This window comes from Propionicimonas sp., assembly GCF_047606205.1.
Classification (GTDB): domain Bacteria; phylum Actinomycetota; class Actinomycetes; order Propionibacteriales; family Propionibacteriaceae; genus Propionicimonas.
Window position 1 is genome coordinate 1 of record NZ_JASGES010000045.1, and the last position, 26449, is coordinate 26449.

The window sequence follows — 26449 nt, forward strand, 5'->3', positions numbered from 1 at the left end:
CTCGGCCAGCTGGCCGGCCAGGTGGACGCCGGCTCGGCCGACCCCGAGCAGGTGCAGGACGCCCTGCGAACGGCGCTGCGCGATCCGGGCCTCGTCGTCGCCTACCGCGCGCTCGACGGCGGCGCCCTGCTCGACCTCGACGGGCGCGGGGTTGTCGAGGCGGAGACCTCCGTGCCGGTGCGCGTCCGCGGCGAGGAGATCGGCGCGATCGTCCCGTCGGCGGTGCGGGTGAAGCGCCCGTCCGCCGCGATCGCCCGGGCCGCGGCCGGGCTGGTGGACGCGGCGCGGATGCGGGCAGAGTTGCGCCGCGCCACCGCCGAGGTGGAGGCCTCGCGCGAACGCATCCTGAGGGCCGGGGACGAGGAGCGCCGGCGGCTGGAGCGCGACCTGCACGACGGCGCCCAGCAGCGCCTGGTCGCGCTCGGCATGCGGCTGCGCGTCCTGCAGCGCACCTCGGCTCCGGACGCCGAGACCGCTGCCACCCTGGACAAAGCCGTCGCGGAGTTGGGCACCGCGGTCGCCGAACTCCGGCAGCTCGCCCACGGGGTGCGGCCGAGCGCGCTGGACGACGGCCTGGCCGCTGCGCTCGCCGATCTCACCCGGCTCGCGCCGGCGGCGATCCACCTCGACGTGGAGGCGGCCGAGTTGCCCGACCTGGTCGCCACCACCGCCTACTTCGTGGTGAGCGAAGCGGTCACCAATGCGCTGAGGCACGCCGGGGCCACCCGCATCCAGGTGAGGGTGCACCACCGCGAGGGGATGCTGCGCGTGCGGGTCGACGACGACGGCATCGGCGGGGCAGCGCCGAAGCCGGCCGGTGGACTGACCGGCATCGCGGATCGGGTGGACGCTCTGGGTGGCCGGATGCGGGTGACGTCGATCGCTTCGCGCGGCACCACGGTGGAGGCGAGGATCCCGTGCGGGTCGTGATCGGGGAGGACTCGGCGCTGTTCCGGGAGGGGCTGGCCGCGTTGCTGGAGTCGGCCGGGCACGAGGTGGTGGGGCGGGCGGCCACCGCCGCCGCGGTGGTCGCGCAGGTGCGCGCACACGCCCCGGATGTGGTCGTGCTGGACATCCGGATGCCCTCCGACGAGGAGGGGATCCTCGCTGCGCTGGAGATCCGGGCCTGGCAGCATCCCGTCCCGGTGATGCTGCTCTCCCAGCACATCGAGACCCGCCGCACCCTCGAGCTGGTGTCGGCCGGGGCGATCGGCTACCTGCTGAAGGATCGGGTCCTGGATGTGGACGACTTCCTGGCCGCGCTCGACCGGGTCGCCGCCGGAGGCACCGCGCTGGACCCGGAGGTGGTGGCGCGGCTGCTCCGCGGGGTGCGTGCGTCCTCCGTCCTCGACACGCTCACCCCGCGGGAGCTGGACGTTCTGGCGCTGATGGCCGAGGGCTGGTCCAATGCCGGGATCGCACGCCGGCTGTGGCTGTCCGAACGCACCGTCGAGACCCACACCGGCAACATCTTCGCCAAGCTCGGGCTGCCCGATTCCCCGGACGGGAACCGTCGGGTGCGGGCGATCCTGGCCTACCTGGAGGCCCGCCGCGGCTGAGCCGGGCACGATTCCCGTCCGGACCCGCGCGGGCGACCCGGGCCGACCGTCTGCTGGTTCGGTGCTGCGAGGCAGTTTCAGGCCCGGTCCTCGGCGAGGCCGACCGCCCGTCCGTCCGGGCCGATCACGCGACCCAGGTGCTTGTCGATGCGCATCACCACCGAGCGGTCGGCGATCCGGGCCCCGGCGAACATCTCGGCGAGCGCGATCTCCAGCCGGTTGACGTCGCTGAGCCGGCGCAGCCAGACCGCGAGGATCACGTTGTACCTGCTGGCGGTGGTGGCGGCGAGCCGCACCTCGGGGATCGTCGTGACCTGCTTGCGGAGCATCTCGACGACCTTGCCCGGGGCCTCGATGAAGTACCACGCGTAGACCGGCCACTCCGAATACGTGCGGGCGATGTCGGTGCGGAAGCGCAACCGGCCCTGAGCCCTCAGGGTGGCGATCGCGTCGCTGACCCGCTGCGGGGCGAAGCCGGTCCGCGCGGCGATGGCGCCGACCCCGGCGCGTCCGTCGGAGGCCAACTCTTCGTCGAGTGCGGCCTCCAGGTCCTGCGGCACGGTCTTCGCGGCGCGGGGACGGGGCGGTCGCGGCGGCGGAATGCGGTGCACCTCGGCCGGCGTCAGCGATCGCAGGCGCCAGCTGACCGCCTCGATCAGGAGCTCGTTGATCAGGTGCGTCCGGACCGCACGAATGCCCGGGACATCGCCGAGCCGGTCCACCGAGTACTGCGACATCGACGCGAGGTCGTCCGCCTGGGCGAGCACGAGCAGGTCGCGGGAGCCGGAGCTGTAGTCGACCACGATCGCCTCCCGATCCGCCCGCAGGCCCTCGGCGACCGCCTGCAGTCGTCCGTGCTCGCACTCCAGCTCGAGGAGGGCCATCTGCCCCGGCGGTCGGTAGCCGGTCGACCACGCGATGCCCTCGCCCCGGAGCCTGCTCCAGCGCCGCGCCAGCGTCGCCGCGTCCGCCCCGACGACCGGCGCCAACTCCTGCCAGCTCGCCCGGGGCTCGATCTGGAGGGCGTGGAGAAGCCGGGAGTCGGTCTCGTCGAGCTGTCCGGGCTGGGTCATTCGGCGCCCTCCGTCGTGCTGTTCCCCACGTTATCGCGCACGACATCGATCGATCCCGCAGAAGTCCCGCACTGTTACACGGCCTTGACATGGCGGCCTCAGCCTCGTTCCGCAGGAGTACCGGACCCAGAGGAGGACGATCCGTGGTCGCGACGAGCGAACTCAGCGGGATCGCGGCGGCGAAGGCCGCTGCGCAGGCCGAGGTGGAGGAGAACCGGGAGGCCCTGATCGGGCTGAGCCACGCCATCCACGACGACCCCGAGTTGTCCTGGGAGGAGCACCGTGCCGCCGCCCGGGTCGCGGACCTGCTCGGGTCCGCCGGTTTCGAGGTGACCACGGGGGCCTACGACCTGCCGACAGCGGTTGAGGCCGTGGCCGGTGACGGCGACCTCACCGTGGCGATCTGCGCGGAGTACGACGCGCTGCCCGGCATCGGCCACGGCTGCGGCCACAACGTCATCGCCGCCGCAGGTGTCGGTGCCGCCATGGCGCTGGCACCGCTCGCGGCGTCCGCGGGCCTGCGCGTGAAGCTTCTCGGCACCCCGGCGGAGGAGCACGGGGGTGGCAAGGTCGCCCTGCTGCGCGCCGGCGCCTTCGAGGACGTCGACTACTCGATGATGGTGCACGGCATGACCGGTGAGGACAGCTCGGCGACAGGCTTCCCCGGCACCGCCGTCGACCGCTTCGAGGTGACCTTCCACGGCCGGGCCGCGCACGCCGCCGGCATGCCCTGGCAGGCGGTGAATGCCGGAGCCGCCGCGACCCTCGCGATGACCGCGGTCGCCATGCTGCGGCAGCACATCGTCAAGACGGCCAATCTCAACGGCTTCGTCTCCGAGGGCGGCCAGGCCACCAACATCATCCCGGACCGTGCCGTGATCCAGATGGAGGTGCGGGCCCTGGACATCGACGAGTGGCGAAGCCTGAAGCGGCGAGCGCTGGCCTGCTTCGAAGGTGCGGCCATCGCCACCGGATGCACGTGGGACTGGCGTCCGACCGAGTACCCCTACGCCCCGGTGAAGCCGGACCCCGACCTGGCCCGCTGCTGGGACGCCAACCTCGGCGCCCGCGGCCGCACGCTGTCGGCGAACGTCCTGGGCGGCGGGTCCACCGACATGGGCAACGTCACCCAGGTGCTGCCCGGTATCCACCCCCTCATCGCCTTCCTCGGCGAGACGGCAGCCGCCCACAGCGAAGAGTTCACCGCGGCGGCCATCACACCCGCCGCCGACGACGCTGTCCTCGACGGCGCCATCGCCCTCGCCTGGACCGCACTCGACGCGGCGCTGGACCCGGTCCTGCGCGACCGCCTGCTGACCGAGCGCGCCCGGCGTCCGGCCGGTGCCACGCGGATCAGCCTCGAGGCCTGACCCGACCTCTCCGGAGGCTTGACCCACCCCTCCGGAAGCCTGACCCACCCCCTCCGGAAGCCTGACCCGATCCCTCCCACTCGCGAAGGACACCGCAATGACCAGTCCCATTCACTCGGAGAATCCGATGGCCCCGACCGACTCCTCCGGCACGGTCCGGGCGATCACCGAGAAGCTCCTCATCACCGTGCAGGACCGCCGGCTGTGGCTGGTCGTCGGCCTGCTGCTGGTGATCTCCGCCGTCGCGCAGGCGATCGGGGCGAAGGTCATCCCGCTCGGAGGCGGGCTGTCGATCACCCTGCTGCCGATGATCTGGGGCCTGTTGATCGCCGGCTTCGTGTCCGGCCAGCCGTGGCGAAGGCTGTCCCTGGTCAGCCAGGAGATCGCCACCGCGATCATGGGTGTCGCCGTGCTGCTGCTCTGCGCCCGGCTGTCGTTCACCATCGGCCCCAACATCGGCCTGGTGATCAGCGCCGGTCCCGCCCTGCTGCTGCAGGAGCTCGGTCACCTGTTCGGCACGCTCCTGCTCGCGCTCCCGCTGGCGGTCCTGCTCCGGATGGGTCCGGCCACGATCGGGGCCACCTTCTCGATCGATCGCGAAGGATCCTTCGCGATGGTGAGCGAGCGGTACGGATCGGACTCTCCGCAGTACCGCGGGGTGCTCAGCATGTACGTGTTCGGCTCGGTGTTCGGGGCGATCATCGTCAGCGTGATCGCCTCCCTGACCACCAGCCTGGGCGTCTTCGACCCCCGCGCGCTGGCGATGGGTTCGGGGGTCGGCTCCGGATCGATGATGGCCGCCGCCGCTGCCGCGGTCGTGGCCGGCCACGCCGACATGAAGGACCAGGTGCTCGCCCTGGCTGCCACCTCCAACCTGATCACCGGTTTCCTGGGCCTCTATGTGGGTGTGTGGATCGCCCTCCCGTTGGCCGACCGGTTCTACAAGGTGCTCACCCGCAGGTCCGCCGCAGCGCCGGGGGACGAACGGCCCGTCCCTGCCCAGGCCGGCGAGGCCGCTCTCGCCCAGCCGGTGCAGCTGTCCCGGTGGATCTCGATGGCGGCGCTCTCCGTGGCCGGCGTGATCGTCGCCACCATCGTCACCGGCTCGTTCTCGATCGACTCGGTGCTCACCTATGTCGTCCTCTGCGCGATGGCGGCGTTCGGGCTGTGGCTCGCCGACCTCACCAAGGGAAAGCTGCCGGCGATCGTCACCGTGATGACCCTCGGCACCGTGCTCACCTCGCCGATCTCCCCGATCGCCACCTGGCTGGTCACGATCGCCAAGAGCGTGGACTTCCTCACCGCGATCACCGTGACGCTGACCATCGCGGGGCTGAGCATCGGCAAGGACCTGCCCGCGCTGAGGAGCATCGGCTGGAAGATCGTTCCGGTCGGAGCCGTGGCGATCGCCGCGACCTTCGTGCTCTCCACGATCGTGGCCGAGTTCGCGCTGGGTCTGTGGCACTGAGCCCGGCCGCCGGCCCGGGCGGCGGGGTCTACGTCTCTGCGCTCGAGCTGTTCTCGATCGGCATCGGCCCGTCCAGTTCGCACACGGTCGGGCCGATGCGAGCCGCGCGGGAGTTCCGCGGCGGCCTGGTCGACTCCGGACTCTGGGAGCAGACCACGCGTCTGCGCTGCCGCCTGCTGGGCTCGCTCGGCGCCACCGGGGTGGGGCACGGGACGCCGGACGCGGTGCTCGCCGGCTGGAGCGGCTACGCGCCGGAGACCGTCGATCCGGGACTGGTCCATGGTCGCTGGGACGGCCTGGTCGACGGTGCCGTGCTGCCGGTCGGCGGAAGCCTCGTGACGGCCGGAGATATCAGCTTCGAGCCGCGCAACCGGGAGTACTCCCACCCGAACACGCTCGTCTTCGACGCGTACGCGGGGGAGCGCCTGGTGCGGGAGGAGATCTATCTCTCGGTGGGTGGAGGTTTCATCGAGCGGCTCGGCGATCCGTCCGCCCGGCGCGGCGACGCGCTGCCGGAATCCACCTACCGGACGATGGCCGAGCTGCTCGGACAGTGCGCCGGGCGACCGATCGCCGACCTCGCCTGGACCGACGAGGTGGCGTTCCACGGTGAGGCGCGGGCCGTCCGGGGACTCGGAGCGATCGCGGACGCCATGGACGCCTGCGTGCGCAACGGTCTGCGGACCGACGGGATGCTGCCCGGCCGGCTGGGCGTGCGCCGCCGGGCGGCGTCCGCCTGGCGCGAACTCGCCGAGCGCGGCGATCCCGCGGACTCCGCCGAGGCACTCAGCGTGTACGCCCTGGCGGTGAACGAGGAGAACGCGGCCGGGGGACGGGTCGTGACCGCTCCCACCAACGGCGCGGCCGGCGTGCTGCCCGCCGTCCTCACCTTCGCCCGGCACCGCTACCGACTCGGCGCTGACGGCGTCCGCAGCTTCCTGCTCACCGCCACGGCGATCGGTTCGATCATCAAGTCGAACGCGTCGATCTCGGGGGCGGAGGCGGGCTGCCAGGCCGAAGTGGGTTCGGCGTGCGCGATGGCTGCCGCCGGACTGACCGCGGTGCGGGGAGGAACCCCTGAACAGGTGGAGAACGCCGCCGAGATCGCGATCGAGCACCACCTCGGGCTCACCTGCGATCCCGTCGGCGGGCTGGTGCAGGTTCCGTGCATCGAGCGCAATGCCGTGGCCGCGTCCACCGCCCTCACCGCCTCGCGGCTCGCGACGCTCGGCGACGGCAGCCACGTGGTCGGCCTCGACGCGGCGATCGAGACGATGCGGCAGACCGGTGCGGACATGTCCAGCCGGTACAAGGAGACCAGCGCGGCCGGCCTCGCCGTGAACGTCGTGGAGTGTTGACTCCGAGCCGCGCGGCGGTTCAGGTCTTGAGCCGCCAGACCCGGTAGGAGCCTTCGCCGCTGGAGATCGAGAACGGCAGGTCCGCGACGAGCGTGTACCTGACGGGGAGCAGATCGGCCACCCCCGATGCCACGGCCTTGCCGGGCCCGTTGCGAAACGCCACGACGTCGAAGTAGCCGTCGGCGATCGCCGCGCGGTATGCGGGCAACCCGGACAAGGTCTGCCCGGAGTGGTCGGTGTACTCGAAGTAGTCCGTCCCGGTGAGTTGCTGGGGGGACGCAGGGTTGGGCGTCAGTCCGTACTTGGCAACCTCGACCTCCTCGGAGAGCACCCGTGAGGTATCCGGCCGGACGACCTGTCGCAGCACGAGAAGCTCCCCCGCGGGATCCGGCCAGGCCGAGTAGAGCCCCCGCGCGAGGTCGACGTTCACGGCGGCGGGTAGCGCCAGCACCGCGAAGCTGACCACCAGCGACCGCCAGCGGGTCGAGCGGGTCATGGGTGCGAGCCGCGCGATGGCGAACCCGGCCACGGGCGCAGCCAGGAGCAGGCCGTAGGCAAGATGCTTCTCCAGCGAGGTCGGCTCGACCTTGAGGGTGTGGTAGGCGGGCGCCACAAGGATCGCGCCGGCCAGGACGAGGGACACGGTCTTCTCATGCCAGGGAAGCCGTGTCCTGAGGATCACGATCGTGCCGATCGCGACAAGAACCAGCGGCACGGCGGTGAGCGAGAGTGCGTGCAGGAGAATCCAGACCGGGTCGCCCTCCCCGTGCACCTGTCGGTCAGCCGTGGTGGCGAGGACTCCCTGGACCAGCGTGTCATCGATCCTGGTGAGCAGGTAGGCCGTTGCGGAGATCACGGAAGCACTCGCGGCCAGCCCGCCGACCGCACGCAGTCCGTGCGCGCGTCCGCCGCGACCGAATGCCCGGACCAGGAAGGCCACCAGCAGAAGCAGTCCGAACATCGCTGCCGCGTACTTGGTGAGGACGGCTGCTCCCAGGAGCACGCCCACGGCAAGGCCGCGTAGCGCCGGGCGCCCGCCGATCCGCATCGCGATGGCAAGGGCACCTGCCAGGAGGAGGGTGGCGAGCGCGTCGTGGGTCGCCAGGCGGCCCACGAACAGGAGTGATGCACTGGTCGAGACGACGGCCGCGGAGAGCAGGCCAACCCGGTCTCCCCACAACCCTCGCGCGGCCTGAAAGACGCCAACGGTCACTCCCAGTGCGCAGATCATGCTGAATGCGCGAGCGAGTTGCAGGCCACCGACCTGGTCCAGCAGGTTGGCCAGGATCGGATACCCGTAGGGAGATCCCGAGGTGTACATTCCGAACGCCTCGGGCATCGTCGCTCCGGTGAGGAGCTTTGCCAACGTCCAGCGCCCCTCGTACATGTAGAAGGCCTCGTCCTGGAAGACCCCGTTCTGGAGAGTCAGCATGGCGGCTGTCTGCAAGGCCAGGAGCAGGGCGAGCAGGGTGGCCGTGGCGTTCCTCGTGGTGGCAAGCAGCGGTCTGACATCGGACGAGACGCGCTCTCGCAACTCGTCTCGGACCTTCGACTCAGACACCTGCTCCTCCCGGCCGGAGAACTCGGCGAAAGGCACGGTGATCATCACCGCCTCGTCGGTGTGAGTGTTCCGGACCCGTCGAGGAGGGCCTGCCAGTGCTGGGTCGCCGTTGTGTCCGAGCCGATTGACCAGCTGCGCCAGGACTCGTCGCCGTCCGGCGGGGCCTCGTGGTACACGACCGAGACGACCCCGCGGGAGTCGCTGATCGCCCGAAGAGCGTTGTCGAGCCAGACCGCCTTCTGCCCGCTGGGCAGGGAGGTCCCGACCTCGACCAGGGTCGGCTTCCCGGGATGGTGCTGCCCGAGGATCCGCAGCGATGCGCCGATCGCGGCCGTCGTCGCTCGTGCTTCGGTCGCGGAGTCGGCGGACGACGTGCCCCCTGCGTAGTGGAGGACGGTCAGCTGGACCACATCGATGTCGGACTCGGCCGGAGCGTAGGTGAGGTCGGTGTCAGGGAATGCGGGCGCCCAGACGAAACCCACGTTGCTGGCGCCTGCGGAGGTGAAGACGGCACGAATGTGGTCCCACGCCGGCGCCACGTCCTGCGGAGTTCCGCCGTTGGCTCTCGCCGAGGTCTCCGCCCAACTGGCATCCACGAATGGGAGGACGGTGAGGTAGACCGGCCATCTGAAGTCCCGGAGGTCGGCGGCCCATCGCCTGAGTTCGGCGTCGTGGGTCCCGTTCCGGATGGCGAGCAGGCCGGCGCCGAGATCGCTGCGTGAGGAACCGAAGTGGAGCGTGATCCATGGACTCGTGCCCTGCGCGTGCAGGCTCTGGGCCCAGACCGGGTCGAAGCTGTCGCTGATGAGCTGGTGGCGCCCGACGATGCCGGCGCGGCTGAGATCCAGGGCAGGGACAGAGTCCGGTCCAGCACCTCCGGGTGCCGCCACCCCGTAGCTGATGCCCTGATCAGGGCTCGCTGAGAACCCGACCGGGGTCGTCCTGGGCAGGCTGTAGACCGCCACGCACCCGACCACGAGCGCCGAGAGCAGCACCCCTCCCGCTGCCAGTCCGGTCCGGCGCCACCCGATCGCGGTGCGGCGGGGGAGCGCGCGACCCTCGGCACGGGCCTGTACGCGCGACGCCCGTGGAGAGTTCCGGAAGCCGAGCCACACCGAGGCGCCGAGGCAGGCCACGCCGTAGCACGCCCACAGAACGCTCAGGGCTGTCGCCGGGCTGAGCACGGGAAGGCTGACGACCACTGCGTAGACCGACAGGAGCAGGAGACTGAAGTGCGGGAGGAGGTAGCGCCACTCGCGGCGGGTGCTCTTCGCCTTCGCCGTGACGGCGAAGCCGACCCTGCGACCCGACACTGCCGTCACCAGAGCGCCGAAAAGGGTGGGAGCGCTCAGGATACCGATCAGTACGCCGCGAATGCTCGTGACCCGCGCGGCGTACCACCAGAACGCGACCTGGCTGAAGACGAGAAAGGGAATGAAGTGCCACAGGAAGTCCGAGAGCGTCAATCCGCGAACGGCCGGAATGCCGGTGAGCAGAAAGACGACCGGGCTGAGGATGAAGATCAGGTCCTTGATGCCACTGAGGTAGTGGGTCGAGGCGAGGGCGTATTGCAGGCGTTGGTCCCGGTCGAGCCCACCACCGGAGAGGAAGATCTCGCGGCCGTTCGTCCGTAGCGCCGACAACGTGCCGATCGCCCAACGGCGTTGCTGGGTGAAATAGGAGCGCAGGTCCATCGGGCCGAGACCGGTTGCCAGCCGGCCCGAGACGAAGACGGACCTCCATCCTGCGTGGAGTCTCAGGGAAGCGGCGAAGTCCTCGGTGACCGAATCGGTCGGCAGCCCGCCGATCTCATCAAGGGCACGCGCACGCAGGACGACGTTGGTGCCGCAGATGAAAGCCGAGTTGAGGCGAGACTTCCCCGGGCAGAGGAGACGGTAGAAGATGGCCTGCTGGTCCTCGGCCCAGCGGGCCACGGTGTTCTCGACATTGGAGTAGTACTGGCCGGTCTGTACCCACCCGACGGTCGGATCGCCCAGCACGGGCACCGTGGCCAGGAGGAACTCGGGAGCAGCGATCTGATCGGCGTCGAAGATCACCATCAGCGCCTCACCCGTGGCGCCGACGAGTTGCCGGGCGTGCTCGATGTTGCCGGCCTTGGCGCCGCCCCCCACGGTTCGAGTGATGCACTGCACCCCGACGTGTCGGGCGAGGTTCTCGACGTCCTCCCATTGGGGGTACCCCGCGACCCGGCCGTCGTTGCACACGACGATCGATACCCGCGCCTGTGGGTACCTGGCCACGAACCTGTCGACAGCCACCTGGGCAGCCGCGATGGTCCTGCGAAGAATCGCGGTTCCTTCGTTGACCGTGGGGATGAAGATGTGGATCGGTCTCGCAGCGGGATCCTCGCTGGTGTTGAGCTGCGGTTCAGGGCGGGGCCAGAGGGTGTAGAGGATGCCGATCGAGTGCACGATCCCGAAGGCCTCGGCCAGCAGGAGGGGGAGTGCGAGCCAGAGCGCGCCGGTGTTCAGCACCTGCACGCGCCAGGCGAGATAGTCCACCGAGGCGATGCCGGCGGCGAGTGCACAAGCCATGAAGATGGCCTGATGCCGTGGAGTGCCGGTCCGCCACAGCACGGCCAGCCCGATCACCAGCGCTGCCAGGGTGACCCATCCCCCGGGCGGGGAGATGACGATCCACGCCCCGATACCCAGGCTCAGGACGGATGACACGAGGTGGCCGCGCGCGGAGCGCGAGAGCGACGAGCCGGTTCGCCGCGCGGAGCGTCCGCGGCCCGGATCTGGATCCGTCTCCACCCGGGCGGGAGTACTCATGCCTCACCGCCCCGGCGGGGGCACTGCGGTGCGGCGGGCGCCGCCAGCGGGTCAATTGGTTCTCGCCGAACAGATGTCGTCATGCTGTGTCTTCCCCTCCGGGCAACGAAGCGGCTCTGGTCAAGGTCATTCGCCGTGCGCCATCGGAATGGGAGCAGGAAAGTCAACCAAGATCGGCGCGCCATTTCGCCTCGCGGCCACGCGCAGGAGTTCGACCGCGGACGCCGGCGCCGCATTGGCTCGAAGGAACGCCGCAGCAACCGATGTTCCTCGACCGGGCCGTTCTTCCTCGGGCACGCGCACGGCGGTGCCCCTTGGACCGCTCCCTGATTGAGGAGCTACCAGTGCACAGTCATGAGATATTCCCCCCCGAGTTCGACAAAGGGCGAGTGGTTGTGGCACTCACGCTCGCCGCCGCTCCCCTAAGCGGTGGCGAAACACCCCGTTGTCGAACAGGGTGGCACATCGCCCCGGCGCCTGCCTGCTGTCTCACACGTCGAGGATGGTGTGGGAAATCCCCTGTTCACTTCCGACCGGGCCGCTGGTGAAATCCTCCGGGTCCGGTCCGGGCGCGACCGAATGGTGATGGAAATGCATATCTGCGGGCAGGCACATCTCGTGCGCAGCACGAGGACGGCGAGCCAGCGGCCGGTCCGGGAGGACGGGACCCGTGCGGGGTGCCTCCGCGACGGGGCGATGCGGTGAGGGGCCCGTCCACGCCGCGGGCACGTGGAGACGTCCGCCGGCAGCGGGGACGGGGTCCGGGGTCCGGGCGCGGTGTGGGTACAGAAGAGACCGGAGTTCCGGCGCTCCGGACGGGTCAGGTCAGCACCACAGCAACTCGTCGCTTCCGCGGCCGGTCTCCTCGACCGGCTCCTCGCAGGTCGGGCACCACGGGCGGGTCACGACCGGGGTCCCGCAGCGGGAGTGCACCACCGTCTGCGCGGTGCCTTCGCGGGCGGCCCCCCACTCCGCCAGCGTTGCGATGGCGGCGGCGAGGCGTCGTCCGGGCGCGGTGAGCGCGTAGCGCATCCGCACCGGCCGGAGCTCGTAGGGGGACGCGGTGAGCAGGCCGGCGCCCTGCAGCGAACGCAGCCGCGCGGCGAGGATCGTGGGCGCGATGCCTGCCACGTCGCCGGCGAGTTCGCCGAAGGTGCGCTCGCCGTCGAGCAGCGCCCCGATCAGGCGCAGGCTCCAGCGGTCGCCCACCAGACGTGCCGCCGCATCGAGCCCCGCGCCGCGGGCAGAAGGCGAGGTGTTGCCACTGGTCACGAACGGAGTTTACTGTCACTATCGAATCAATAGTAAGTAGGGAGGCACGTGATGTCACTGTTCGATGAGTTGGCGGACCTGGTTCGGGTCCCGGGTGATGCTGCCCGTGCGGGAGTGGTCACGATCGGGAGCCGAGGACGTGGCACCGGCGTGATCGTCGCGCCGAACCGGGTCCTCACCAATGCCCACAACCTCCGCGACCGCACCACCCAGGTGCGCTTCGCCGACGGTCGCACCGTGCAGGCCTCGGCAGCCGGCGAGGACGTCGACGGAGACCTCGTCGTGCTCGAGGTCGACACGGCCGGCATCCCGGCGCTGCCGTGGGCCGACGAGCCGCCCGGGCTCGGCGATGTCGTTCTCGCGGTCACCGCCGGACGGCACCGTCCCCGCGTCACCTGGGGGCAGGTGACGGCCACCGAGGTGGGCTTCACCGGCCCGCGGGGCCGCCCGGTCAGGGGCGCGATCGAGCACACCGCTCCGTGCGCGCCCGGATCCTCCGGGGCTCCCGTGCTCGACCGCGCCGGCCGGGTCGTGGCGATCAACACCCACCGCCTGGACTACGGGTTCTACCTGGCCCGGACGGTCGACGCCGCGCTGCGCCAGTCCGTGGCGGCCATGGCGGCCGGCCGCACCTACGAGCCCGTCCGGCTCGGCGTCGCCCTGGCCCCCACGCATGTGGCGGCACGACTCCGTGCGGCGGTCGGGCTCAGCGAGCAGGACGGCCTGCTGGTACGTGACGTCGCCGAGGGCAGCCCCGCGGCGAGGGCCTCGATCAGGTCCGGCGACCTCCTCGTGCGCGCCGGCGAGCAGCAACTCCGCGTGCCTGAGGACCTGTACGGCGTCCTCGCTGCTCTCGGTGAGGGCGACCAGCTCGTGCTGGCCGTGGTTCGGGGTGCAGCCGAACTGACGATCACCGTGACCTTCTGAGTGCGCCCGTCACGGCGGGCACAGCGGCCGCCTCGCTGGGCAGGACTACCGAAAACTCGCCGCGTGGGTGTCAACCGGACGTTTCCATCGGCACTGTAGGTGGGTGAGGCCGTTCACCGGGGAGGTGGATGTGCGGCGCGAAGCAGAGGCCGAGTTCGACTGGTGGTACCGGACCGCCTACCCGAGGGTGGCCCGTGCCGTGTTCCTGGTGGTCCATGACCGGGGGGTCGCCGAGGACATCGCCCAGGACGCCTTCGTCCAGATGCTCAGGCACTGGAACACGGTCAGCGGCTATGAGCAGCCCGACGCCTGGGTGCGCAGGGTGGCGATCAGGATGGCGGTGCGACGGGCCAGGCGTGAGTACCGCCGGCCGGGACTCGAGTTGCTCGCCGGTGGGCCTCCGGCGGCCCCCGACGGTGGGGACCGCACCGAGGTGGTGGCCGCCATCGCGGCGCTGAGCCCCATGCAGCGGGCGGCGATCATGCTCCACTACTGGGCCGACCAGCCGGTCCAGGAGATCGCGCGCACGCTGGAAGTGTCGGAGTCCACGGTCAAGCAGCACCTGTTCCGCGCGAGGGGGCGGCTCGCCGTGCTGCTCAGGGAGGAAGTGGGCGACGATGTCGGTTGAGGATCGGCTGCGCACCGGCCTGCACGCGGCCGTCGACGGGTGGACGCCGGCCGTCGAGGCGTCGCTCGAAGCCGTCAGAGGCCGCCAGCGCCGCGCCGGCCGGGTCGTCGCCGCGTCCGCAGTGGCCCTGGTGCTGGTCGTGGCCGGCATCGCGGCGGTGCTGATCCGGACGCCCTCGCCACTGACCGGCGTCCCGGCCGCGTCCGCGCGGGCGACTCCCGGCCTGGTCGGGCGCTTCGACGGTGACGTCGCCGTGCCGACCGGGCTGGCCGGCAACTGGGAGCTCGTCTTCCGGCCCGACGGCCTCCTGGAGGTCACGCCGCCGGCCGGGTACCGGGGAGTGCTGAGCGCGGTCCTCTTCGCCACCACCGGCGACAGCCTGACCACCACCCTGTTCCAGGAGGACGTCTGCTCCGGACGGGGCGTCGGGCGCTACACCTGGCAGCGCACGGCGGATGGCGTTCGCTTCGTCGACGCGGGGGACTCCTGTGTGGAGCGCAGCCAGTTCCTGGTCGGCGCCATCTGGAGGTCAACCCGGTGACCCGGTCGGGCCTGTCCTCAGGCGAGAGATCGAAGGAGGCGACATGATCCCGCTGACCCGAATCCTGCTGGTCGCGCTCGTGACCTGCACCGCGTGTGCCGCGCCCGCCACGGTTCCCACGAGCCCCGCTCCCGTCGTGTCATCGGTGTCGAGCGCCGGGCCGACCGCTGCGTCCGAACGGATCCCGGCCGGCGCCTCCTGGCAGCGCACGATCACCGCCGCCGACGCGAAGCGGTCCAACGTTCCCTACGCCCCCGAAGACATGGAGTTCGCGCCGGACGGAACCCTGACCACGATCCTGAAGTTCGGCGAGAGCGCCTGGACCCAGTTCGCGAACTATGGGGGCGGCTCCATGCAGCCGGGTGACGCCGGCACCTACCGGTACGACGAGGAGGGCCACCTGCTGCTCACCACCTCGAGCGACGGTTCGACCGCCAGGTTCGCCTGGACGGTGTCGAGGGACACGCTGACCCTGCGGATGCTGGGCGTTCCGTCGGTGTCTGCCGGCGAGCTGGCGGTCGCCCGGATGATGACCGAAGGGGCCTACCGGCGGACCGACTCGTGAACCGCCTGATCGTGGCCGCCGCAGCCTGCCTGGCGGGCCTGGCAGCCGCCGGGTGCACACCAGGTTCCGGGGCGGAGCTCGACCCCGGCTCCCCGGGCCGGGCGGACCGTGTGGTCGCGCCCAGCCTGGTGTGGGGCGAGTGCCCCTCGGACGTCGAAGCACAGTTCGTCTCCCGGCACGAGTGCGGCGAGCTCACCGTGCTGCAGGACCGCGAGCGGCCCGAGGGCCCGACCCTGAGCCTTCTGGTGCTCAAGGTCTGGCCGGTGGGAGCCGAACCCGAGCCGGGACTGGGGACCAGCTTCGGCAAGGACCCGGGTGTTCCAGGGGCGCTCGGCGGCGATATCGCTGCGGGGGCGACCCGGGCGGGCAAGGTCTCGGTGAACCTCTCCCCGCGGGGCACGGTCGAACACGCCGGCCCGCCACTGACCTGTCCGGAGGTGGACCAGATCACGACGGCAGGGGTGAGCGACCAGGACCAGGCCACACGAGCGGCCTTCGTGTCCGCGGTCGCCGGCTGCGCCGCCCGGCTGCGGGCCGACGGCGCCGAGCCGGCCGACTTCGGCGCGGCGGCCAATGTCGAGGACATCGAGGATCTCCGCGTCGCCCTCGGCGAGGACAGCTGGAACGGCGGCGGCAGCTACGGGGTGGAGTCGCGCACCGCCCTCAACTACCTGGCCCGCTACCCGGGACGGGTCGAGAAGCTCATTCTCGACTCTCCCGCGCCCGCGGGACTCGATCCGCTGACCGCGGGCGCGCTGGGCCTGGACTCTGCCCTGACCGAACTCGCCGGCGACCATCCCGGCCTGCTCGCGACCTGGCGAAAGGCTCTCGGCGTGGCCGGACGCAGGGCGCTGACGGGGGTGAGCGGCGGCGTCCGGGTCACCGTCGACGATGCCAGGCTGGTCCGTCTGGTCCGCGGAGCCCTCGGCGGCGACGGCCCCGAACACGTCGCGGCGGTCCCGGCCATGATCGCCGCCGCCGCCCGCGGCACACTGCATCCCGCCCTCGCCCGGCTGGCGACTGCCGACCCGCCATTCTGTTCCGGCTACATCGCCCTGTGCCGGGACCGTTCCCGCTTCGCCCTCGGGTTGTTCCTCACCGATTTCTGCGAGCAGCTCCCCGCCGACCGCACTCGCCTGGACCAGGCCGTCGCCGGTCGTCCAGCCTATCGGCGGGCCTTCGCCGAGTCGCCGTACGAGGAGGCGTGCGCGGCCTGGGACGTGCCGCCCGCCGCCCCGACGACGGTCGCCGCCGGCGACACTCCTGCCCTGCTGCTCTCCGGTGGTCTGGACTCGTTCTCCAGGCCCGAATGGTCGGCCGATCTGGCCGCGCGGCTGGGGGACCGCGCGTGGAGCATCGCCATCCCCGGTCACACCCACAACGTGCTCGGGTCCTCGGAGTGTGCGATCGCCCTCCGCGACGAATGGCGTGCCGCGCCGCCGGCGGCGCCCACCCGCTCCTGCTGATCACGCTCCACGGCCGGTCGGGCTCGACGAGCCCCGGGAACGCCGGTGGCGTGGGCGGGGAGGACGCTCGGCCGGCCGAGCGTCCGGTCCGGTCTCACCAGGCCTGGCTGATCACCTCCGCGAACAGGTCCTCGGCGTCGATCGTGTGACCACGGGCCGTGAACCAGGCCGCCATGTTCGCGCAGTCGCGGTGCAGGAAGGACTCGGCGTTGGGGTTGGCGTAGAGGTCGGTCAGCTGGGGCACGTCGATGACCACCAGCCGGGGGAAGCCGCTGCCGACGCCGGTGGCCAGCGTGTTGTAGGGGCTCAGGTCGCCGTGGACGAGGCCGAGGCCGGCCATCGTGCACAGGGCTCCCCGCAGTTGCTCGAACAACGCGTCCAGTTCCGCGGGCGAAGGGCGGGTCTGGTGCAGCCGCGGCGCGGCCGCCTCCCCGTCCGCGATGTACTCCATCAGGATCTCGCTGCCGTCCACCTGGACGGGGTAGGGGACGGGGACGCCGGCGAGGAACAGGCGTTTGAGCGCCTCCCACTCGGCGGTGGCCCACAGCCCGGCCTCGACCGCACGGCCGTGTCCGGAGCCGCGGGCCATCGCCCTGGTGTCGCGAGAGTTCCGGATCCGGCGGCCCTCGGTGTAGCCGTCGTCGCGGCGGAACAACCGGTGCGACGTGGCCCGGTACCGCTTGGCAGCGAGCAGGCACGACTCGCCCGGGTCGTCGAGCGAGGTGCGCTCCAGCAGCGAGACGTCCGCCTCCTTGCCGGTCTTGAGCACGCCGAGGTCGGAGTCGATCGCCGCCCGCGTGACCAGCCAGTCCGGCCACGGCTCGGGGCCGCGGCACAGTCGCTCGATGCTGTCCCAGGTGGACCAGCGCTGGTTGTCGTCGAGCCGTTCGGAGTGCTCGTGAAAGGTGAGGTCGTCCCAGTCGAACGACGAAGAAGGGTGTGACAAGGGTGTTTCTCCTGGACGAGGAGGCACCCGCCGGTGAAGTCAGGCCGCGGGAGCCTCGAGTGGACGGGCGGTAGTGGACAGCCCGACAACAGTGGGTGACATCTCACGACCTCCCTTCCCGAGGCTTCGGCGCGGCGTGCGCTGCAAGAACCGTACCAGCGTCCCCGCCCTGGTCAATGGTCCGCCGGCGGACCACGGCCCGGGCTGCTACTCCCCGGTCGCGCCGTCGATCGCCTCCCGGATCAGGTCGGCGTGGCCGTTGTGGCGGGCCCACTCCTCGATCAGGTGGAGGTAGAGCGTGCGGACCGACCAGCTCTCGCCGCGACGGTCGAACCGGTGGTCGAGGGCGAAGCTCCCCGCGACCGCGTCCACCGCCGCCCAGCCTGCGACCAGCTGACGGTAGTCGGCCTCCGCCCGCCCGGCGTCCACTCCCGTCCACTCCTCGTCCCTGGCATGGAGGCTCGGCACCTGCTCCCCGGCCACCCGGATACGCCACCAGTGGTGCTCGACCTCCGCCATGTGCCGGACGATTCCGAGCAGGCTGAGCGCCGTGCTCGGGAGCGGGCGGGAGGCGAGCTGTGCTCCGGTCAGCCCCGAGATCTTCCACAGCAGGGTCTGGCGGTGCCAGGTGACGAAGGCGGCCAGCGCCTCGCGCTCGGGAAGGTCGAGGGGGAACTCGTCTCGGACCACGTTCGGGGCTGTCCAGGTCATGGGGACATCCTCGCCGACCGTCCACGGACCGTGAAGGAGGCCGCGCGCGGTGGCGGAGACGCGTGCACCCGGCCCGTCCGGGGTATGGCTGGATGCTGCGGGCCGCCGTGCGCGGTCCGCGCGTCTTCCCACTGTCGGTGGCCACTCCTAGGCTGCGACGAGGTGGGAGTCGGCCCCACCGGCGAGGAGAGGACGAGCAATGCAGCGGATCGTTCCCAACATCTGGTTCGACCACAACGCGGCGGAGGCCGCCGAGTTCTACACCTCGGCGTTCCCGGACGCGAGGGTCATCGAGTCCGTGCGGTACCCCAGCGAAGGCCTGCCGGACTTCCAGGCCGACATGGCAGGGGAGGTGCTCACCGTCGAACTGGAGATCGGCGGCTACCGGTTGCTCGGCATCAACGCCGGCGCGGAATTCCGCCCGAACCCCTCGGTGTCGTTCTTCGTGAACTTCGACCCCGCGCACGACCCGGACGCGACGCAGCACCTCGACGACCTCTGGGCCAAGCTGTCCGACGGCGGCAACGCCCTGATGCCGCTCCAGGCCTACGACTTCAGCCCGCACTACGGCTGGATCGAGGACCGGTACGGCGTGAACTGGCAGCTGATGCTGACCACTCCGGCGGGTGGCCCGCGTCCGTTCCTCGTCCCGTGCCTGCTGTTCACCACCACCGTGCAGGGCAGGGCCAAGGAGGCGATCGGCTTCTACACCTGGCTCTTCGAGGGCAGCGTCGGCACGGTCGCGACCTACCCCGAGACCGCCGGGGATGTCGCGGGCGAGGTGATGTTCGCCGACTTCGAACTCGCCGGCCAGTGGTTCGCCGCGATGGACTCCGCCGGCCACACCTTCGGCTTCACCCCCGGGGTGTCGCTGATGGTCTCCTGCGACGACCAGGTCGAGCTCGACCGGCTCTGGAACGAACTGAGCGCCGTCCCCGAGGCCGAGCAGTGTGGCTGGTGCACCGACAAGTTCGGGCTCAGCTGGCAGCTCGTCCCCACCGACATGGCCGACCTGATGAGCACTCCCGGCGCCTACGAGAAGCTGATGGGCATGAAGAAGATCGAGATCTCCGACTTCGGGTGAGCCGGCGGTGTCCCGGCCGGCGGGAATCCTGAGGACGGCCCTGCCGCGGCCCGACGCCGGCCGGTAGGATCCTGCCGTCCCGGGTTCTGGATCGGCCAGCGGGCACCACCCCCCGGGAGAGTTCGATGAGGCGCCGGATCCGCCGTTTCCTCCGCACCCTGGCGCTCGTGCTCGCCGTGGCGCTGCCGCTGACGAGCGTCACGGCCGGTGCGTCGACCACGGCCGTCGCGGCCTCCGGTGCGCCACCGAAGGTCACCAGGGTCTCCCCGGCCACCGGACCGCTCGTCGGAGGCACGACCGTGACCCTCACCGGCTCGGGCTTCACCACGCTGACCGCCGTCACCTTCGGCGGTGTGGCCGGTACGCGGCTGAAGGTGCTGTCGTCCAGGCGGCTGACCGTTCGGGTTCCTGCCGCTGCGGCAGGCAGCGTCCCGGTCGTGGTCGTCGGAGCCAACGGTCAGAGCCCGACCACGGCCAGGACGACGTTCCGCCACGTCGCACCGCCGACTGTCACCGCCCTCTCGCAGGTCCAGGGGACCACGAAGGGCGGCACCAAGGTGACGGTGACCGGGACGGACTTCTCTGCCGTGTCGAAGGTGCTCTTCGGCACGAAGAAGGGCACGAAGGTCTCGGTGAAGAGCGCCACCACACTCACCGTCGTCACTCCCGCCCAGTCCTCACGGGCCGTGGACGTCACCGTCGTGACCCGCTACGGACGCAGCGTCCCCAGCGACGCCACCGCGTTCACCTACGGGGCGGTCGTCGACTCCCTGTCGGTGGCCGGCGGCGACCTGGCCGGGAACGACGAGGTGACGATCGGGGGCAGTGGCTTCACCGGCGTCAAGAAGGTCACATTCGGTGGCGTCCCCGCCACCGTCCTGGCCATCACGGCCACGAGCCTTCTGGTGCGCACGCCCGTCCACGTCGCCGGTGCGGTCGCGGTGCGGGTGACCACCGCGAACGGGACCAGCGCGACCACCGGCTCCCCGCGGTTCACCTTCGCCGTCGTCGCCCATCAGCCCGGCGCGGAGGAGGCGGAGGTGCTCCGGCTCACCAACGAGGCCAGGGCCATCGCCCGCCAGTGCGGGGGCGCCAAGGTCTACCCGGCCGTGTCGCCCCTGGTCTGGGACGCCACCCTGGGCGACCTCGCCCTCGCGCAGAGTCGGGACATGGCCGCAAGGAACTACGTCAGCCACAGCACGCCCGAGGGCCAGGACCCGTTCGAGCGGATGGCCCTGGCGGGCTACACCTTCGGCTCCGCAGGGGAGAACATCGCGGCGGGCTACCAGACCGCGGCGAAGGTGGTGCAGGGGTGGCTGGGCAGCCCCGGCCACTGCGCGAACCTCATGTCCTCCTCCTACACCTCGATCGGCGTCGGCTACGCCGCCGGGGGTTCCTACGGAAGCTACTGGACGCAGGACTTCGCGACCCCGCGGTAGCCCCACCCGGCGCAGGCGGGAGCGTCGGTCCCGTGACCTAGCATGACCACCGTGCTGTCTCCCGCCCTCGACCTGCTCCGGACCACGTTCGGCTACGACAGCTTCCGCGGGCAGCAGGAGCGGATCATCAGCCATGTCACCGGTGGCGGCGACGCGCTCGTGCTGATGCCGACCGGAGGTGGCAAGTCGCTGTGCTACCAGCTACCGGCGATGCTGCGGCCCGGCCTCGGCATCGTGATCTCGCCCCTGATCGCACTGATGCACGACCAGGTCACCGCGCTGGAGGCCCTCGGCGTCCGGGCGGGGTTCGTGAACTCCAGCATCTCCGCCGCCGAGCGGGCGGCCACCGAGCGGGCGGCGCTGGCCGGCGAGCTCGACCTGCTCTACCTCGCTCCCGAGCGGCTCGGCATGGAGTGGACGCAGGCGTTCATCGACCGGCTGCAGGTCTCGGTGTTCGCCATCGACGAGGCCCACTGCGTGTCCCAGTGGGGGCACGACTTCCGTCCCGACTACCTGCGGCTGTCGGTGCTGCACGACCGCTGGCCCGGCGTCCCCCGGATCGCGCTCACCGCCACCGCCACCCCCGCCACGCGCCGCGAGATCACCGAGCGGCTCGCCCTGCAGCAGGCGGAGGTGTTCGTCTCCAGCTTCGACCGACCGAACATCCGCTACCGGATCGAGGCCAAGCAACAGCCGATGAGGCAACTGCTGGACCTGATCCGCGACGAGCACCCTGGCGACGCCGGCATCGTCTACTGCCTGTCCCGCAACTCCGTGGAGAAGACCGCGGACGCCCTCGCCCGCGAGGGTATCCCCGCGCTGCCGTACCACGCCGGGCTGCCCGGCGCCGTCCGCGCGGCCAACCAGAACCGGTTCCTGCGCGAGGACGGTGTCGTGATGGTCGCCACGATCGCCTTCGGCATGGGCATCGACAAACCCGACGTCCGATTCGTCGCCCACCTCGACCTGCCCCGGAGCATCGAGGGGTACTACCAGGAGACCGGGCGGGCCGGACGCGACGGGCTGCCGGCGACCGCCTGGATGGCCTACGGGCTGGCCGACGTCGTCCAGCAGCGCCAGTTGATCGACTCCTCCGACGGCGACGACGCCCACAAACGCCTGCTGGGCAGGCACCTGGACTCGATGCTCGCCCTGTGCGAGACGCTGCGTTGCCGCCGTCAGGTGATCCTCGACCACTTCGGCGAGGCGAGCCAGCCGTGCGGCAACTGCGACACCTGCCTGGCGCCGCCGGAGTCGTGGGACGGGACCGTCGCCGCGCAGAAGCTGCTCTCGACCATCGTCCGGCTCAAACGGGAACGCAACCAGCAGTTCGGTGCCGGGCAGCTGATCGACATCCTGCACGGACGCCGCACGGACCGGGTCGCACAGTGGCGTCACGACGAGCTCAGCACGTTCGGGATCGGCGCCGACCTCACCGACGTGCAGTGGCGCGGGGTGGTGCGCCAACTGCTCGCCAGCGGGCTGCTGGCGGTCTCCGACCGGTTCGGGACGCTCGGCCCGACCGAGTCCTCGTGGACCGTGCTGCGCGGCGAGCACGAGGTATGGCTGCGCCGGCAGGTGGCGGTGGCGGGTTCGCGTCGGCGCCGCTCCGCGTCCGGGGAGGCGGCGCGCTCCCGGTCCGCCGCTGCGGCGACGCTGGCCGACGACGACCGGACGCTGTTCGAGGCCCTTCGGGCCTGGCGCGCGGAGGTCGCCAGGGCAGCGGGCCTGCCCGCCTACGTGGTCTTTCCCGACGCGACGCTGGTGGGCATCGCCCAGACGCGGCCGGGTTCGCTGGACGCGTTGTCGGAGATCAGCGGCGTCGGCGCCAAGAAGCTGGAGCAGTACGGCGCGGACGTGCTGGACCTGGTCGCGTCCGCCCCGCGACGTGAGTAGTCCTGCCTACGTTCCGCGACTGCAAACTTGCATAGGTGCAAGGTTGCGCTACTGTACTTCTGCGCTGCCGCACACGGCAGCGTTTCGCATGTAGGAGGAGATGTGGCTTCCGCCACCATCGAGCGCACGGCTCCGATAGAGACCATCACTGACGCCAAGCCGGTCATGAGTCACCGGCAGATCATGTTCGTCATGTACGGCCTGATGGCCGGCATGTTCCTGAGCGCCCTGGACCAGACGATCGTCGGCACGGCGATCCGGACCATCGGCGACGATCTCCACGGCCTCGACCAGCAGGCCTGGGTGACCACGGGCTACCTGATCGCCGCGACGGTCACCACGCCCCTGTACGGCAAGCTGTCCGACCTGTTCGGCCGGCGGCCACTGTTCATCCTGAGCATCAGCCTGTTCATCGCGGGCTCGTTCCTGTCGAGCTTCTCCACGTCCATGCTGATGCTGGCCGCGTTCCGCGCCTTCCAGGGCCTGGGCGCCGGTGGTCTGATGTCGCTGCCGCTGGCGATCATGGGCGACATGCTCGCTCCGCGCGAGCGCGCCCGGTACCAGGGCTTCTTCCTCGCCACCTTCGGCATCGCCTCCGTGATCGGGCCGCTCGTCGGCGGGCTGTTCGCCGGCACCGACACCATCCTGTGGATCGCCGGCTGGCGCTGGGTGTTCCTGGTCAACGTTCCCGTCGGCGTCATCGCGCTGCTGATGGTGATCGCGTTCCTGCACCTCCCGCACACCCCGCACGCCAAGCCGCGGATCGACTGGTGGGGCGCCGGTCTCGTGGTGGCCACGCTCGCCCCGCTGCTGCTGGTGGCCGAGCAGGGCCGCGAATGGAGCTGGGGCTCGCCGGCGTCGATCGCCTGCTACGCGATCGGTGCGGCGGCGCTGGCGGGGTTCATCCTGGTCGAGCGGGCGATGGGCGCCAGCGCGATCATCCCGCTCAGCCTGTTCTCCAACACCCCCTTCTCGTTCGCGACCGTCCTGAGCATCCTGGTCGGCTTCGGCATGTTCGGCGCGATGCTGACCCTGCCGCTGTACCTGCAGATCGTGCTCGGCATGAGCCCGACCGCGTCCGGCTTCGCCACGCTTCCGATGATGGCCGGGATCATGCTGGCCTCGATCGGCACCGGTCAGATCGTCGCCCGCACCGGCAGGTACTCGATCTTCCCGAAGACCGGCACCGCCACCACCGCCGTCGGCTTCCTGATCCTCGCGTTCATGACCCTGGACAAGCCGTACTGGTACCTCGGCATCGCGATGTTCGTGATCGGCCTGGGCCTCGGCCAGCTGATGCAGACGCTGGTGATGGCGGTCCAGGCGTCCGTCGCCGCCCACGAGATCGGTGTGGCGACCAGCTCGGCCACGTTCTTCCGGCAGATCGGCGGCACGCTCGGCACCGCGATCATGCTGTCGCTGCTGTTCAGCATCCTGCCGACCAACATCACCAGCTCCCTGACCGACAAGAACACCACCTGGGACGCGCTCGACGCCGCCCTGAACCCCGCGGTCGCGAACGACCCGGCCAACGCGGCGATCATGGACAAGATGTGGACCCCGATCACCGACAAGATCAAGGACACGGTCGACGACAACCTCTCCGACGCCACCACCACGGCGAAGAAGGCGATCAAGTCGGCCGTCAAGGCCAAGGTGACTGCCGCCGTCGCCAAGAAGATGGGTGAGGCCAACGGCAAGCTCGGCGACGGCCTCGACAAGCTGGCGACCGGCACCGGCCAGTTCGTGGACGGCGTGGGGAAGATCGGTTCGGGCGCGCAGCAGCTGGCCAACGGGCTCAGCAAGCTGAGCTCGGCAGAGAAGGTCGCGGCGAAGAACGCGAAGAACGCCACGTCCGACTTCAACGCCCTCAGCGCGGCACTCGCGGCGATGGGGTCCGACCAGAAGGCGTGCGCCGACGACAGCACCAGCTCCGCCTGCAACCAGCTCGCCGACGACTCCTCCGCGGTGAGCGCGGCCATGAAGGACCTGGGCACCAGCGTCTACACCACCAGCGGCTATCTCAACGGCGCGCAGGGCCAGGCCGGCCTCGCGACCGGGCTGGCCCAGGTGGCCTCCGGTGCGCACCAGCTCGCCGACGGCGCCACCACCGCGGCGACCAAGGGCAGCGCGATCCCCGACGGCGCCGCCGCCGCTGCCGACGGTTCGAAGAAGCTGTCGAAGATCCAGACAATCATCGACAAGGCGGTGAAGAAGGCGCTGCCCAAGGCGTATAAGGAGGGCCTCCGGCAGGTCGCGTTCGAGCAGAACCTCAGCGTCAAGGACGGCAAGCTCGCCGTCGACTGGTCCGATCCGGTGCAGCGGTGGGCGATGGTCGACAAGCTCGTGCCGACCATGATCGACCAGATCAAGACCGGGGACACGGGTGACACCAACGTCCAGACCGATTCCAGCACGAGCGACACCTCGTTCCTGACCGGCGCGGATCCGCGGCTCACCAAGCCGTTCATGGTCGGCTTCAACGACTCGGTGGTCGCGATCTACTGGGTGGGGCTCGGCGTGATGACCCTCGCGTTCGTGATCACCCTCTTCTTCAAGGTGCCGCCGCTGCGCACGCGCTCCGCGCTCCAGGAGAAGTCCGAGATGGAGAGCGCAGCGCTGGAAGGCCTGGCGTGATGAGCGAGACGGTCGCCGAGCGTCCGTGCGGTCTGCGGGAGCGCAAGAAGTCGGCCACGCGGGCGGCGATCCACGAGACCGCCCTCCGCCTGGTCGGGGAGCGTGGCCAGCACGCGGTGACGGTGGAGGAGATCTGCGCGGAAGTCGGCGTGTCGCCGCGCACCTTCTTCAACTACTACCCGAGCAAGATCGCCGCGGCCTTCGACTTCGTCGTCACCGACATCGGCGAGGAGGAGCAGGCCCGCTTCCTGGCCGGGCAGGGGAGTCTGGTCGGCGACATGTGCGAGCTGGTCGCCAGGAACGTGACCCTGCCCACGGACTTCCCGCGGATCAAGGCGCTCTTTCACGACAACCCTGACCTCTCGATGGACTTCTGGACCCAGGCGATCGGACGGCTCAAGCCGCTGTTCGGGCTGATCCAGCAGCGTGCGGGCGACTCCCACGTCGCCCGGATCGCCTTCGGGATCATGATCTCGTCGGTCACGGCGTCGATGGGACGCCCCGACAGCGACCGCGACGAAGAGATCGTCGACCGGCTGAAGACGGAGCTGCGCACCATGCGGGTCCTCCTCGCCGAGGCCGAACCCGACCTCGACTGAAGCCAACCCGGGTCTCGGCTGGGGCCGACCCGGTCTCGGCCGAGGCCGGCGGGTGGGGTTCCCGCCCGGACGGCGGGCCGGGAGCCGCCCCGATTCGGTGGATCCGCAGCGGCATGAGAGAATGGCGGGGAGGGCGCGAGCGTCGCGTCCTGCATCGCACCACCTTCTGCACCGCGCCGACGGTCCACCGTCGAAGCCGCGAGCGGACTGGGACCGTGGTGACCATCTCCTGACGAAAGCAGTTCCTTGCCCTCTTCGAAGCCTGTCCCGACGTCCTTCGCGTCGCTGGGCGTCCCCACCGCGCTGATCGACCCGCTGTTCCAGCGGGGGATCAGTACTCCGTTCCCGATCCAGTCCGCGACCCTTCCGGACACGCTCGCCGGCCGTGACGTGCTCGGCCGCGGCCGCACCGGCTCCGGAAAGACGCTCGCCTTCTCGCTCCCGCTGGTCGCACGGCTGGCCGGACTCGCGCCGGCCGGCCCCCGGATCGCGCGGGCCAGCCGTCCCGGCGCGCCGCGCGGCCTCGTGCTCGCCCCGACCCGCGAGCTCGCCAA

General features: G+C 70.9%; 22 protein-coding genes. 16 read left to right on the forward strand and 6 right to left on the reverse strand.

Going from position 1 to position 26449, the window contains the following annotated elements; genetic code table 11:
* Together QM633_RS03175 and QM633_RS03180 are read left to right on the forward strand one after the other, a co-directional pair.
* Positions 1-930 (forward strand): sensor histidine kinase (locus tag QM633_RS03175; RefSeq protein ID WP_415152277.1); only part of this gene is annotated, 930 nt, incomplete at its 5' end.
* A complete protein-coding gene (locus tag QM633_RS03180) occupies positions 918-1559 on the forward strand; it encodes a response regulator transcription factor (RefSeq protein ID WP_415152278.1) in 642 nt (213 codons plus the stop codon). The genes QM633_RS03175 and QM633_RS03180, both read left to right, overlap by 13 nt.
* Positions 1560-1636: 77 nt before the next feature.
* On the opposite strand, the gene QM633_RS03185 is transcribed toward QM633_RS03180, so the two are convergent.
* Positions 1637-2632 (reverse strand): Lrp/AsnC family transcriptional regulator, encoded by a 996-nt coding sequence (locus QM633_RS03185; RefSeq protein ID WP_415152279.1) that lies wholly within the window; start codon positions 2630-2632, stop codon positions 1637-1639.
* 143 nt (positions 2633-2775) lie between these two features.
* Between QM633_RS03185 and QM633_RS03190 the strand changes: the two genes are divergently transcribed.
* The 3 genes from QM633_RS03190 to QM633_RS03200 all read left to right on the forward strand — a co-directional run bounded on the left by QM633_RS03190 (position 2776) and on the right by QM633_RS03200 (position 6828).
* A complete protein-coding gene (locus tag QM633_RS03190; RefSeq protein WP_415152280.1) occupies positions 2776-4002 on the forward strand; it encodes an amidohydrolase in 1227 nt (408 codons plus the stop codon).
* Between the two features lie 97 nt (positions 4003-4099).
* Positions 4100-5470 carry a DUF3100 domain-containing protein gene (locus QM633_RS03195; protein ID WP_415152281.1) on the forward strand — a complete coding sequence of 457 codons (1371 nt, stop codon included), beginning with the start codon at positions 4100-4102 and terminating at the stop codon, positions 5468-5470.
* Positions 5461-6828: an L-serine ammonia-lyase gene (locus tag QM633_RS03200; protein WP_415152282.1), complete on the forward strand. Its 1368-nt coding sequence runs from the start codon at positions 5461-5463 to the stop codon at positions 6826-6828. Before QM633_RS03195 ends, QM633_RS03200 begins: the two co-directional genes overlap by 10 nt.
* A gap of 19 nt (positions 6829-6847) precedes the next feature.
* Here QM633_RS03200 and QM633_RS03205 read toward each other — a convergent pair whose 3' ends face one another.
* The 3 genes from QM633_RS03205 to QM633_RS03215 all read right to left on the reverse strand — a co-directional run bounded on the left by QM633_RS03205 (position 6848) and on the right by QM633_RS03215 (position 12456).
* Entirely contained in the window at positions 6848-8434 is a 1587-nt protein-coding gene (locus QM633_RS03205; RefSeq protein WP_415152283.1) for an ArnT family glycosyltransferase, read from the reverse strand.
* Positions 8434-11184, reverse strand: a complete 2751-nt coding sequence (locus tag QM633_RS03210) for a glycosyltransferase family 2 protein (RefSeq protein WP_415152284.1) — start codon at positions 11182-11184, stop codon at positions 8434-8436. Before QM633_RS03210 ends, QM633_RS03205 begins: the two co-directional genes overlap by 1 nt.
* 825 nt (positions 11185-12009) lie before the next feature.
* Positions 12010-12456, reverse strand: a complete 447-nt coding sequence (locus QM633_RS03215) for a winged helix-turn-helix transcriptional regulator (protein ID WP_415152285.1) — start codon at positions 12454-12456, stop codon at positions 12010-12012.
* Positions 12457-12507: 51 nt separating this feature from the next.
* Between QM633_RS03215 and QM633_RS03220 the strand changes: the two genes are divergently transcribed.
* The 5 genes from QM633_RS03220 (at position 12508) to QM633_RS03240 (ending at position 16583) form a co-directional block, all read left to right on the forward strand.
* The gene (locus QM633_RS03220; RefSeq protein ID WP_415152286.1) at positions 12508-13383 is read left to right on the forward strand and encodes a S1C family serine protease; all 876 of its coding nucleotides are present in this window, start codon (positions 12508-12510) and stop codon (positions 13381-13383) included.
* Positions 13384-13486: 103 nt separating this feature from the next.
* A complete protein-coding gene (locus QM633_RS03225; RefSeq protein WP_415152287.1) occupies positions 13487-14011 on the forward strand; it encodes an RNA polymerase sigma factor in 525 nt (174 codons plus the stop codon).
* Entirely contained in the window at positions 14001-14552 is a 552-nt protein-coding gene (locus QM633_RS03230; RefSeq protein WP_415152288.1) for a hypothetical protein, read from the forward strand. The genes QM633_RS03225 and QM633_RS03230 overlap by 11 nt, the downstream gene beginning before the upstream one ends.
* Before the next feature lie 43 nt (positions 14553-14595).
* The gene (locus tag QM633_RS03235) at positions 14596-15117 is read left to right on the forward strand and encodes a hypothetical protein (protein WP_415152289.1); all 522 of its coding nucleotides are present in this window, start codon (positions 14596-14598) and stop codon (positions 15115-15117) included.
* Positions 15114-16583 carry an alpha/beta hydrolase gene (locus tag QM633_RS03240; protein WP_415152290.1) on the forward strand — a complete coding sequence of 490 codons (1470 nt, stop codon included), beginning with the start codon at positions 15114-15116 and terminating at the stop codon, positions 16581-16583. Before QM633_RS03235 ends, QM633_RS03240 begins: the two co-directional genes overlap by 4 nt.
* 94 nt (positions 16584-16677) lie before the next feature.
* On the opposite strand, the gene QM633_RS03245 is transcribed toward QM633_RS03240, so the two are convergent.
* Both QM633_RS03245 and QM633_RS03250 read right to left on the reverse strand, forming a co-directional pair.
* Positions 16678-17529: a serine protein kinase RIO gene (locus QM633_RS03245; protein ID WP_415152291.1), complete on the reverse strand. Its 852-nt coding sequence runs from the start codon at positions 17527-17529 to the stop codon at positions 16678-16680.
* A gap of 207 nt (positions 17530-17736) precedes the next feature.
* Positions 17737-18240, reverse strand: a complete 504-nt coding sequence (locus QM633_RS03250; RefSeq protein WP_415152292.1) for a DUF664 domain-containing protein — start codon at positions 18238-18240, stop codon at positions 17737-17739.
* A 199-nt stretch (positions 18241-18439) separates the two neighbouring features.
* Between QM633_RS03250 and QM633_RS03255 the strand changes: the two genes are divergently transcribed.
* The 6 genes from QM633_RS03255 to QM633_RS03280 form a co-directional block, all read left to right on the forward strand.
* A complete protein-coding gene (locus tag QM633_RS03255) occupies positions 18440-19324 on the forward strand; it encodes a VOC family protein (RefSeq protein ID WP_415152293.1) in 885 nt (294 codons plus the stop codon).
* A 125-nt stretch (positions 19325-19449) separates the two neighbouring features.
* The gene (locus tag QM633_RS03260) at positions 19450-20763 is read left to right on the forward strand and encodes an IPT/TIG domain-containing protein (RefSeq protein WP_415152294.1); all 1314 of its coding nucleotides are present in this window, start codon (positions 19450-19452) and stop codon (positions 20761-20763) included.
* A 51-nt stretch (positions 20764-20814) separates the two neighbouring features.
* Entirely contained in the window at positions 20815-22659 is a 1845-nt protein-coding gene (recQ, locus tag QM633_RS03265) for a DNA helicase RecQ (protein ID WP_415152295.1), read from the forward strand.
* A gap of 102 nt (positions 22660-22761) precedes the next feature.
* Entirely contained in the window at positions 22762-25296 is a 2535-nt protein-coding gene (locus QM633_RS03270) for an MDR family MFS transporter (RefSeq protein ID WP_415152296.1), read from the forward strand.
* Positions 25296-25895, forward strand: a complete 600-nt coding sequence (locus tag QM633_RS03275; RefSeq protein WP_415152297.1) for a TetR/AcrR family transcriptional regulator — start codon at positions 25296-25298, stop codon at positions 25893-25895. Before QM633_RS03270 ends, QM633_RS03275 begins: the two co-directional genes overlap by 1 nt.
* 246 nt (positions 25896-26141) lie before the next feature.
* Positions 26142-26449: DEAD/DEAH box helicase (locus tag QM633_RS03280; protein WP_415152298.1), on the forward strand; the 308-nt coding region annotated here is incomplete at its 3' end.